This window comes from Roseisolibacter sp. H3M3-2 (assembly GCF_029211165.1).
GTDB lineage: Bacteria > Gemmatimonadota > Gemmatimonadetes > Gemmatimonadales > Gemmatimonadaceae > Roseisolibacter.
In genome coordinates, this window is record NZ_JARGEK010000140.1 from 1 (window position 1) to 11,244 (window position 11,244).

The following is an 11,244-nucleotide window of genomic DNA, read 5'->3' on the forward strand; positions in this document are numbered from 1 at the left end:
GGACGCGGGCGCGGCCGCGCCGGCGGCGAGGACGGCGACGCCGTCGGCGAGCACGGCGACGCTCCCCGAGTCGACCGCCTCCACCACGCCGGCAAGCGACGCCGCGCGGGCGTCGCCGAGGAGGCGCAGGCGGACGAGGACGCGCCCGGGGAGGCTGTCGGTCCGCTCGCCCCAGGCGCGGTCGAAGAGGGCGACGCCGCGCGCGCTGCCGCGGTTCCACGCGTCGAGGGGGAGCGTCGCCGCGCCGGCGCGCACCTCGCCCTCGGCGCGCAGCTCGCCCATGAAGACGCCGCCCGCGGAGTCGAGGGCGAGCACCGGGCGCGCGGCGGGGCCGGCGACGACGAGTCCGTCGGCGACGTGGGCGCCCTGCGGCACGCCGGGGGGCGCGAAGAGGAAGAAGTCCGCGTTCACGCCGCCCGCCACGTCGGCGCCGGCGGCGGCGAGCGCGCGCGCCAGCGCCAGCGCGCCGGCGCGGCCGACCGCGCCGTCGCCCGTCTTGTGCGCCCGCAGCGTCCAGCAGGCGGCGCGGTCGACCTCCAGCACGTGCGCCACCTGCGGGCCGGCGGCGAAGCGCAGGCGGTGCAGTCGGACCCCGTCGGCGACCGCGGTCGTGGCCACCGAGTCGGCGCGCAGCGGGAGCGGCGCCAGGGCGGCGGGGCCGCGCGCGCAGGCGCCGGTGAGCGCGAGCGCGGCGTCGGCGGCCGGGCGGACGGGGAGGCACGGCATGCGCATGGCGCCAAGCTAGGCGCCCGCCCCGGGCGCCGGTACCGACCGCGTCCGCGACTCCCTAAGTTCTTGCCCCATGGCGACTAGCACCCCGCAGACGAAGGACTCCGCGACCGCCCAGCCGGCGTGGAGCATCGAGGCCGCGCGCTCGCTCTACAACATCGAGGGGTGGGGCGCCGGCTACTTCGACATCAACGAGCGGGGGCGCGTCGTCGTGCGCCCCGACCGCCGGCACCCCGACCGCGAGCTAGACCTGCTCGACCTCGCGCGCGACCTCGAGGAGCAGGGCGTCGCGCTGCCGGTGCTGCTGCGCTTCTCCGACATCCTGCGCTCGCGCATCGAGCAGCTGAGCGAGCGCTTCCGCGCCGCGGTCGCCGAGTACGAGTACACGGGCGGCTACACGACCGTCTACCCGATCAAGGTCAACCAGCAGCGCCACGTCGTCGAGGAGATCGTCGAGTACGGCCAGCCGTACGGCGTGGGGCTGGAGTGCGGGTCGAAGCCCGAGCTGCAGGCGGTGCTGGCGCTCTCCGAGAGCACCGACCACCTGATCGTCTGCAACGGCTACAAGGACCACGAGTTCATGCGGCTCGCCCTCATGGGGCAGAAGGTCGGGCACCGCGTGTTCATCGTGATCGAGCAGCTGTCCGAGGTCGACGTGCTGCTGGAGGTCGCCGAGGAGCTGCAGGTGACGCCGACGATCGGCGTGCGCATCAAGCTGGCGACCGAGAGCGCGGGCCGGTGGGCGCAGAGCGCGGGCGAGAAGTCGAAGTTCGGCCTCAACGTGGCGCAGCTGGTCAAGCTGATCGACCGGCTCAAGGGGGAGGGGCGGCTCGACATCATCAAGCTGATCCACTTCCACCTGGGCTCGCAGATCCCCGACATCCGCTTCATCAAGGCGGGGTTGCAGGAGATCGCGCGGTTCTACGTGGAACTGCGCCATATGGGCGTCGACGTCACGCACGTGGACGTCGGCGGCGGGCTCGGGGTGGACTACGACGGCACCGGCTCGTCGCAGTCGAACGCCAGCGTGAACTACTCGCTCCAGGAGTACGCCAACGACGTCGTGTACACGATGGCGGAGGCGTGCCGCGAGAACGAGGTGCCGATGCCGCACCTGATCAGCGAGAGCGGGCGCGCGCTGACGGCGCACCACGCGCTCATGCTGGTCAAGGTGATCGACGTCGAGAGCCAGGCCGAGCCGCCGATGCCGGCGCTGTCCGACGACGACCACGCGATCCTCCACGAGATGATGGAGGACGTCAACGCGATGAAGAAGGGGCGGCTGACGCCCCGCAAGGTGCTGGAGATCTACCACGACGCGAGCTTCGACAAGGACCGCGCGCGGCAGCTGTTCAACAGCGGGGTCCTCGACCTGCGCGGGCTGGCGGTCGCCGAGCAGCTGTACTTCGGGCTGATGAACCGGATCTCCGAGGCGGTGAACGGCGACCGCGACGAGTACGAGGAGATCATCACGGAGCTCGACGCGACGCTGGTCGACCGGTACTTCTGCAACTTCTCGCTCTTCCAGTCGCTCCCGGACAACTGGGCGATCGACCAGCTCTTCCCGATCATGCCGATCCACCGGCTGGACGAGGAGCCGGTGCGCCGCGGCACGCTGCAGGACGTGACGTGCGACTCCGACGGCAAGATCGACCGGTTCGTCGGCGACAAGAACGGGCGCCCGTCGCTCGAGCTGCACCCGTTCCGCGACGGCGACGACTACGTGCTGGGGATCTTCCTCACCGGCGCGTACCAGGAGATCCTGGGCGACCTGCACAACCTGTTCGGCGACACGAACGCGGTGCACATCCAACTCAGCGACCGCGGCTACGAGATCACCGACCTGGTGCACGGCGACACGGTGACCGAGGTGCTCAACTACGTGCAGTTCGGCGCCTCGGCGCTGCTGGCGACCTGGCGCCGTAAGGTGAATGCCGCCAAGGGGCTGCAGCGGAGCGAGGCGAACCAGTTCGTCGCCGAGTTCGTGGCGGGGTTGGAGGGGTACACCTACCTGGAGGGGGAGGCCGCCCGCTGATGACCGAGAGCACCGCCGCCGCCGCGCCCGAGAAGCCCGCCGCCGTCTGGGAGGACTTCGTCGACGTCTTCACCCAGCCGTCGGCGGTGTACGCGCGGCGCCGCGACGGGCGCTTCGGCATGGCGCTGCTCATCCTGTCGGCGCTGACGGCGGCGATCTTCTTCGCCACCCGCCCGCTCCTGGCGCCGATGTTCGACCGCCTCATGGACGCGCAGGTCGAGGCGATGCGGGCGCAGAACCCGAACATGACCGAGGAGCAGCGGGCCGGGGCGCAGGCCACGATGGAGCGCTTCGGCAGCGTCCTGGCGCCGGTCGGCGCGGTGGTCGGGCAGCCGATCCTCGTCCTCGTGGTCGGCGCGCTGCTGTTCGGCGCGTCGCGGCTCGGGGGCGCCCCGGTGAGCTTCGGCCAGGCGGCGACGATCGCGACCTACGCGCAGGTGCCGCGGCTGCTCGGGACGCTGGTCGCGGCGGGCGTGCTGGCGGTCAAGGACGCCAACGACCTGCCGCCGCTGCAGGGCGCGCTGGCGGGGCCGGTCCTGCTGCTGCCGCGCGACGCCTCGCCCCTGCTGGTGGGCGTGCTGTCGCGGTTCGACCTGTTCACGCTCTGGACGACCGTCCTGCTGGGGATCGGCGTCGCCGTCATGGCGCGCACGACGCGGGCGAAGGGCTGGGGCGTCGCGGCGATGGTGTGGGGCGCGGCCACGCTCTGGGCGGTGCTGAGCGGGCTGCGCGCCGCGGCGGCCATGGGGTGAGCACGGGCCGCCGCGGACGCGGGCGGCGTCAGCGCTGCCCGTGGCGCTTCGCGACCTCGCCCCAGTTCACGACGTTCCACCAGGCGTCGATGTAGTCCGGCCGGCGGTTCTGGTACTTCAGGTAGTACGCGTGCTCCCAGACGTCGAGGCCGAGCAGCACGTCGCCCGGCTTCGTCCCCTCCATCAGCGGGTTGTCCTGGTTGGGGGAGCTGGTGATGGCGAGGCCGTCGCCCTTCCGGACCAGCCACGCCCACCCCGAGCCGAAGCGGCCGACGGCGGCGGCCTTGAACTGCTCGCGGAACTTGGCGAAGTCGCCGAAGCCCTGCGTGATCGCCTGGCCGAGCGCGTCGCCCGGCTCGCCGCCGGCGTTCGGGGCCATGAGCTGCCAGAACAGCGAGTGGTTCCAGTGCCCGCCGCCGTTGTTGCGCACCGGGCCGCGGACCGCCTCGGGGACCGCGTTCAGGTCGGCGAGGAGCTGCTCCAGCGGGCGGTCGGCGAGCTCGGGGGCCTTCTCGAGCGCGGCGTTGAGGTTGGTGACGTACGCCTGGTGGTGCTTGCCGTGGTGGATCTGCATCGTCTGCGCGTCGACGTGCGGCTCGAGCGCGTCGGGGGCGTACGGCAGCGGCGGAAGCGTGTGGGGCATGCGAGGATCTCCGAACGGCTCGGGGTCGGCCTGCGGTCAGCCTGCGTCGCGCGCGCCGGGCGGGTGGCCCGCGCGCGCCGCGAATCTATCCGGGGCCGCGGACGTGGCCAAACGCGTGCCGGAGGACACGAAGTCCGGGCACAGCCGGCCCGGACCGTGCGTATGACGCCGACGTGCCTCAGTTCGCGGGGCGCTGGGTGGCGCGGCGCTCCCGCAGCCAGGCGATGATCCCCGGCAGGATGGAGAGGAAGATCACGATCAGGATCACCTTCTCCAGGTGCTTCCCGACGGCGGGGAAGCGGCTGCCCAGGAAGTAGCCGGTCAGCAGCATCGACCAGATCCAGAGCACGCCGCCGAACAGGTTGTAGATCCAGAAGCGCCGGTAGTTCATCGCCGCGGCGCCCGCGACGACGGGGGCGAAGGTGCGGACGATCGGCATGAATCGCGCAAGCACGATGGTCTTCGCGCCGTGCTTCTCGTAGAACTCGGCGGCCCGCAGCAGGTGCTTGCGCTTGAAGAGGAGCGAGTCCTCGCGCGCGAACAGGCGGGGGCCCGAGGTCCGCCCGATCCAGTAGCTCAGCGTGTCGCCGGCGACGGCGGCGAAGGTCAGCAGCGAGCCGAGCGTCACCAGGTCGAGCGGCAGCCCCTGCGAGATCAGCAGCCCGGCCGTCACCAGCAGCGAGTCCCCCGGCAGGAAGAAGCCGAAGAAGAGCCCGGTCTCCGTGAAGATGATCGCGAACATGCCCACGTATCCCGCCCACTGCACGAGCGCGGGGAGGTCGCGGAGCCGGTCGAAGAGCTCGGTGAAGACGTTCATGCAGGGCGGCGGGGAGGGACGGATCGCGGGAGCCGAAAGCTCGACGGGTCCGGCATCCCACGCAATCGCCGCCGCCACCGCCGCCAGGAGGCCGTCGTGACCCCCCTCGACCCGCAGGCCGCGAGCGCCGGCGCGGTGGCCGACCCGACCGACGCGGCCCACCTCCAGGCGCGCCTCGAGGACCGGGACCACCGGAAGGGCGGCCTCGACCCGCTCCACCAGGTGCGCGCGACCGACATCGAGCCGTACACGGGGCTCGGCTACCTGTCGAAGCTCTTCCGCCTGATCGCGATCCTGCTCCTCGTGCTCCTGGTCGCCGAGGTCGGGGTCGGGGTCTACTCCGAGGGGATCGGGTCGCTGCGGACGCTGATTACCGAGGCGAGCCGCCTGATCGTCGTCGCCGGCGTGCTGTGGGGCGCCGGCGACCTGGCCACGCTGCTGATCGACATCGGCCACGACGTGCGGGCGACGCGCGTGCTGCTCGGGCGGCAGGTCGCGCACCCGACGGCGCCGCCGCCCGCGCCCGCGGTCGAGGTGCCGGTCCGGCGCGACGCCGACGCGTACCGGCCGACCGCGCTCCCCCGCCGGGCCCTCGGCGACGCGCCGGAGCAGCACCCGGAGTAGGCGCGGCGGCGCTAGCTTGCCGCCGTGGCGAGCGCCCCCGACGTCCTGCTGGTCCCGCACACGCACTGGGACCGCGAGTGGTACCACCCGCTCGGCCGCTTCCGGCAGCGGCTGGTGGCGCTTGTGGACGAGCGGCTCGACGCGGCCGACGACGCCCCCTTCCTGCTCGACGGGCAGGCGGTGGTGCTGGAGGACTACCTCGCCGTGCGCCCCGAGCGGCGCGACGACCTCGTCGCGGCGCTGCGGAGCGGGCGGCTGGAGGCGGGGCCGTGGTACGTGCTGGCCGACCAGCTGATCCCAGCGGGCGAGGCGCACGTGCGCAACCTGCTGGCGGGGCGCCGCGCGCTGGCGGCGCTGGGCGCGGCCGCGCCGCCCGTGCTCTACTCCCCGGACGCGTTCGGGCACGCGGCCGCGACGCCGACGCTCGCGGCCGGCTTCGGCTTCACCGTCGCGGTGGTGTGGCGCGGGTACGGCGGCGCGCGCTGGCCCGCCGGCGACGCGGCGTGGTGGCAGGGGCCCGACGGCAGCGCGGTCCCGTTGCTGCACCTGCCGCCCGACGGCTACGAGTTCGGCTCGCGCCTGCCGCCGGACGACGCCGGCGCGCGCGCGCGGTGGGCGGCGATGCACGCGGTGCTCGCGCCGCGGGCTCGGCTCGAGTTCCTCCTCGTGCTGAACGGCGCCGACCACCACGCGCGCCAGGAGCGCTGGGTCGACGCGGTCGCGGCGCTCGGACGCGCCGCCGCGCCGTCCCGGGTCGCGGTCACCACGCTCGCCGGGCTCGCGGCCCGCGTGCGCGACGCGGCGAACGGCCGCGGGATGCCGATCGTCGCGGGGGAGCTGCGCGACTCGTACGGGTACACCTGGACGCTGCAGGGGACGTTCGGGACGCGCGCCGCGCAGAAGCGCCGCGTGGCGGGCGCCACACGCCGGCTGGTGCGCGACGTCGAGCCGTGGCTGGCGCTGGCGCGGCTGGCGGGGCGGGAGGGCGGTTCGGACGCGGCGCTGCTGCACGCCGCGTGGCGCCCGCTCCTGCGCTGCCTGCCGCACGACACCCTCTGCGGCTGCTCCACCGACGAGGTGGCGCGGGCGATGGACGCGCGCCTCGACGACACCGACGCGCAGGCGCGCGTGCTGCGCGACGACCTGCTGGCGGCGCTGACCGGGCACGACGCGGTCGAGGCCCGCGCGCGGCGCGACGCCTGGGCGTCGCGGGTCGAGGTGCGCAACCGCGCCGCGCGGCCGCGGGGCGGGGTGGCCGAGCTGTCGCTGCTCGGCAAGGTGCGCGACGTCGGCGTCGGCCCCGGCTCGGCGCGCGCGTGGCGCCCGGTGCACGAGGGTCACGCGCCGCTTCCCGCCGGCGTGCAGCTGCTCGAGCGCCTGCGGCGCCACGACCGCCTGGAGTCGGCGCGCCACTACCCCGACGACGACCTGGTGGACGAGGCGCGCGCGCTGGCGTGGGTGCCGCCGCTCCCAGGCTACGCGGTCGCCTCGCCGGCGCTGGACGCGGCGCCGCCGGCGCCCGTGTCGGCGGAGAACCTCCGCCTGTCGAACGGCCGCGTGACGGTCGAGGCGGACGCGCGCGGCCACCTCCGGGTGCGGTTCGAGGGCGCCGGCGTCACGCTCGACGACTGCCTCGGCTTCGAGGACGTCGGCGACGCGGGCGACACGTACACGGCGTCGCCGGTCGGCGCGGCGCGCACGACGCTGTGGTGCGTCAGCGCGCGCCTCGCGCACCGCGGCCCGCTGCGCGGCGCGATCGCGCTCGACTTCCGCATGCGCGTCCCCGCCGCGCTGCTCCCGGCCGACGACGGCTTCTCGCGGCCGACGCGCGCGGGGCGCGGGCACGTCGAGCTGCCGATCGAGGTGGTCGTCTCCCTCGACGCCGGCGCCGACTGGGTGCGGGTCGCGGTGCGCGGCGAGAACCGGGCGCGCGACCACCGCCTGCGCGTCGCCTTCCGCACGGGCATCGCCTCGCCCGACGTGCGCGCGGACGCCGCGTTCGGCCCCGTGCGCCGCGCGCCGCTCGAGGTGTCGCCCGAGGATCGCGCGATGGAGACGCCGCCGCCCACCGCGCCGCTGCACCGCTGGGTGAGCTGCGGCGGCGGCGCGCACGCGGCCACGCTCGTCTCGGACGGCCTCGCCGAGTACGAGGCGGCGGCCGACGGGCGGCTACTGGTGACGCTGGTGCGCGCCGTCGGGGAGCTGTCGCGCCCCGACCTGCCGGAGCGTCCGGGGAACGCGGGGTGGCCGGTGCCGACCCCGGAGGCGCAGTGCCTCGGGCCGTTCGAGGCGGCGCTCGCGCTGGCCGTCCACGCGCCGTGGGGCGCCGGCACGGCGTCGCTGGTCGAGCGGCTTGCCGACGACGTCCTCCTGCCGCTGGTCGGCACGACGCGCCGCGACGCGGTGGAGCCGCTCGCGGCCGGGCCGCGGCTCGAGCTCGAGGGGGACGGGCTCGCGTTCTCGGCGGCGCTCCCCACCGACGACGGCGCGGTCGCGCTCCGCTGCGTGAACGTCGAGGAGGCGCCGACCGAGGGCGCGTGGCTGGTGGGCGGGCCGCTGCGCGAGGCGTGGCTCGCCCGCATGGACGGCACGCCGCTGTCGCCCCTGACGATCGAGCCCGACGGCGGCGGGAGCCGCGTGCGCTTCCAGGCCGCGCGGCGCGCCGTCGTCACGGTCGTCGTGCGGCGCTGACGCGCCGGCGCGTCACGCGCGTTCGGCCAGCAGCCGCGCCGTCCCGCTCTCGCCGGCGCGCCGGTCGCGCACCGCGTCGCCGAGCAGGGTGCAGGCGAGCACCGTCGCCACCAGCGCGACGCCCGGCACCAGCGCGACCCAGGGCGCGGTGACGATCAGCTCCCGTCCGCCCGCGATCAGGTTCCCCCAGCTCGGCGCCGGCGGCTGGATGCCGAGGCCGAGGAAGGAGAGGCCGCTCTCCAGCAGGATGGCGTTGCCTACGCCGAGCGACGTGGCGACCAGCGCGGCGCCGAGCGCGTTGGGGACGACGTGGCGCCAGAGCAGGCGCGCGTCCGACGCGCCGAGCGCGCGCGCGCCGTCCACGAAGTCGCGCCGCCGCACGCCGAGCGCCTCGGCGCGGACCAGGCGCGCGACGCCCATCCATCCGGTGGCGGCCAGCACTCCGACGGTGGTGCCGACGCCGGGGCCCCAGAGCGCGGCGACGACGAGCAGGAGCACGATGCGCGGCACCGCGAGCAGCGCGTCGGCCACCGCGGTCACCGTCAGGTCCACCGCGCCGCCGCGCCACGCCGCCCACGCGCCGAGCGCCGTGCCGAGCGCGCCGGAGAGCACCGAGCCGGCGACGCCGACGGCGAGCGAGAGCCGCGCCGCCGCCAGCGTGCGTGCGAGGAGGTCGCGCCCGAAGCGGTCGGTGCCGAGCGGGTGCCACTGGCCGGCGGCGTCGGTGGCGCCCGGCGGGAGCAGCCGCGTCGCGAGCACGTCGCCGATCGCCGACGGGTCGTGCGCGAGCATCGGCCCGACGATCGCCGCGAGGGCGAGCGCGCCGAGGAAGAGCAGGGGGACGCGGACGCGCGCGTTCACCGGCGCCGCGGATCGAGGCGGGGCAGCACGAGGTCGGCGGCCAGGTTCGCGCCGATGGTGAGCGCCGCATAGAGCACGGTCGCGCCGAGGATCACCGGGTAGTCGCGGGCGGAGATGGCCTGCACCATCGCGCGTCCCATTCCCGGCCATGCGAAGACGCTCTCGACGAACACCGACCCCGCCACCACGCCGGGGAGCGAGAGCGCCAGCAGCACGACGAGCGGCGGCAGCGCGACGGCCAGCGCGTGCCGTCCGAACACTGCCCCCGGGGCGAGTCCCTTCGCGCGCGCGGTGCGCACGAAGTCGCCGGCCAGCGCGTCGGCCACCGCCGTGCGGGCGTAGCGCGCGACGCCGGCCGCTCCCACGAGTGCGAGGACGGAGACCGGGAGGATCGCGTGGCGCACCCGGTCGGCGAACGCGGCCCACCCTGCGAGCTGCCCGGCCGGGTCGGCGGCGCCGAACGCCGGCAGGCGCAGCGCCGCCGGGAAGCCCCAGCGCGACGCGCCGGCCGTGAACAGGGCGATCGCGCCGAGCGCGACCCAGAAGCTGGGCGCCGCGTAGGCGGCCGTGCTCACCACGGTCAGCGCGTCGTCGGCCGCGCGGCCGCGCCGGTCGCCGCGCGCGCGCAGCACGGCCTGGAGCGTCCCGAGCGCGACGCCGAGCAGGTAGCTGAGCGCGAGCGACGCGCCGCCGAGCGCCAGCGTGGGCGGCAGCGCCTCGGCGAGGATGGTGGCGACCGGGCGACCCTGCGCGAAGCTGGTCCCGAGGTCGCCGCGCAGCGTCGCCCCGACCCACCGCGCATATTGCACCGCGACCGGCCGGTCCAGACCGAGCGACGCGCGCAGCCGCGCCTCGTCGGCGGCGTCGGCGGTCGGGGGGAGCAGCAGCGCCGCCGGGTCGCCGGGGGCGGCGCGGACCAGCAGGAACGTGAGCGTGACGACGAGCCAAAGGAGCGCGGCGGCGGCGCCGAGGCGGCGGAGCAGGGCGGGCACCCGACGATGATCGCACCGGGACGCGCGGACGCAACCCGGGGCGGCGGTCGCGTCGTCGGGCGCACCGCAGTGCTCGCGGCCGCACTCGCCGCCGCCGCGGCTACCCGCGCGCCGCCGCCCCGCCCAACAGACGTGGCCGTCTACGCGTCGGGCGCCGACCTCGAGTCGCCCAACCCGCTGGTCACGGTGCACCCGCTGTCGCGGCAGGTGCAGCGGCACGCCCTGCTGGTGACGCTGGCGCGCTGGGACTCGACGCTGGCCCCCGCGCCGTACTACGCACGGAGCTGGGCGTGGAGCGACGGCGGCGCGACGCTCACCCTGCGCCTCGACCCGTCGCTCCGCTGGCACGACGGCGTCCCGACGACCGCGCACGACGCGGCGTTCACCCTCGCGCTGGCGCGGGACCCGGCGGTGGGGTTCGCGCGCGCGGCCGACCTGTCGTCGCTGCGCACGGTCACGGCCGCCGACGACACGACGCTCGTGCTCCGCTTCGCCGCCCCGCAGCCGGCGCTCCCGGGGGTGCTGTGCGAGCTGCCGATCGTGCCGCGGCACCTGCTGGCCGGGGTGCCGCGCGCCGGGCTCCGGCAGGCGGCCTACGAGCGCGCGCCGGTCGGCAACGGGCCCTTCCGATTCGTGTCGCGCACGCCGAACGCGCGCTGGGTGCTGGAGCGCAACCCGGACTTCCCGGCGAGCATGGGCGGCCCGCCGCGCATGCGCCGCCTCGTCGTCGCCGTGGTGGACGAGCCGACGACCAAGTTCGCGGGGCTCGTGAGCGGGGAGCTCGACGTGGCCGGCATCGCGCCGACGATGGCGTCGCTGGTGGCGCGCGACCCGGCGCTGCGGGTGCTGTCGTACCCGGTGACCTTCTCGACCGCGCTGATCTTCAACGCCGCACGCGCCCCGTTCGACGACGTGCGCGTGCGCCGCGCCTTCTCGCTCGCGCTCGACCGCCGGCGGGTCGTGGACGCGGCGCTGGCCGGCTACGCGACGCCGGCCGCGGGCGCGGTGCCGCCCGACAACCCCCTCGCGCTCGACACCGCCGCCGCGCCGGCGCCCGACGCCGCCGTCGCCGACGCGCTGCTCGACGCGCCCGGCTGGCG

9 protein-coding genes and 1 pseudogene are annotated in these 11,244 nt (G+C 75.9%); 5 read left to right on the top strand and 5 right to left on the bottom strand.

Annotated elements, in window-relative coordinates; all coding sequences use genetic code 11:
• Window positions 1–732 (bottom strand): annotated as a pseudogene (locus PYV61_RS12830) (hypothetical protein); the annotation flags it as partial.
• 70 nt (window positions 733–802) lie between these two features.
• Between PYV61_RS12830 and speA the strand changes: the two are divergent.
• Entirely contained in the window at window positions 803–2,764 is a 1,962-nt protein-coding gene (gene speA, locus PYV61_RS12835; protein WP_275832096.1) for a biosynthetic arginine decarboxylase, read from the top strand.
• Complete coding sequence (locus PYV61_RS12840; protein ID WP_275832098.1) at window positions 2,764–3,516, top strand: YIP1 family protein; 753 nt, start codon at window positions 2,764–2,766, stop codon at window positions 3,514–3,516. The genes speA and PYV61_RS12840 overlap by 1 nt, the downstream gene beginning before the upstream one ends.
• Window positions 3,517–3,544: 28 nt before the next feature.
• On the opposite strand, the gene PYV61_RS12845 is transcribed toward PYV61_RS12840, so the two are convergent.
• Window positions 3,545–4,159, bottom strand: coding sequence for a superoxide dismutase (locus PYV61_RS12845; protein ID WP_275832100.1), 615 nt, complete (start codon window positions 4,157–4,159; stop codon window positions 3,545–3,547).
• 178 nt (window positions 4,160–4,337) lie between these two features.
• Entirely contained in the window at window positions 4,338–4,976 is a 639-nt protein-coding gene (locus PYV61_RS12850; RefSeq protein WP_275832101.1) for a VTT domain-containing protein, read from the bottom strand.
• Window positions 4,977–5,072: 96 nt separating this feature from the next.
• Between PYV61_RS12850 and PYV61_RS12855 the strand changes: the two genes are divergently transcribed.
• The gene (locus PYV61_RS12855; RefSeq protein WP_275832102.1) at window positions 5,073–5,600 is read left to right on the top strand and encodes a hypothetical protein; all 528 of its coding nucleotides are present in this window, start codon (window positions 5,073–5,075) and stop codon (window positions 5,598–5,600) included.
• A 24-nt stretch (window positions 5,601–5,624) separates the two neighbouring features.
• On the top strand, window positions 5,625–8,291 hold the full coding sequence (locus PYV61_RS12860; RefSeq protein ID WP_275832105.1) for a glycoside hydrolase family 38 C-terminal domain-containing protein: 2,667 nt from the start codon (window positions 5,625–5,627) through the stop codon (window positions 8,289–8,291).
• Window positions 8,292–8,303: 12 nt separating this feature from the next.
• Here the strand turns inward: PYV61_RS12860 and PYV61_RS12865 are convergent, their stop codons facing one another.
• Entirely contained in the window at window positions 8,304–9,152 is an 849-nt protein-coding gene (locus PYV61_RS12865; RefSeq protein WP_275832107.1) for an ABC transporter permease, read from the bottom strand.
• Window positions 9,149–10,144 carry an ABC transporter permease gene (locus PYV61_RS12870; protein WP_275832109.1) on the bottom strand — a complete coding sequence of 332 codons (996 nt, stop codon included), beginning with the start codon at window positions 10,142–10,144 and terminating at the stop codon, window positions 9,149–9,151. The genes PYV61_RS12865 and PYV61_RS12870 overlap by 4 nt, the downstream gene beginning before the upstream one ends.
• Before the next feature lie 132 nt (window positions 10,145–10,276).
• On the opposite strand from PYV61_RS12870, the gene PYV61_RS12875 reads away from it, so the two are divergent.
• Window positions 10,277–11,244 (top strand): ABC transporter substrate-binding protein (locus PYV61_RS12875; protein ID WP_275832111.1); only part of this gene is annotated, 968 nt, incomplete at its 3' end.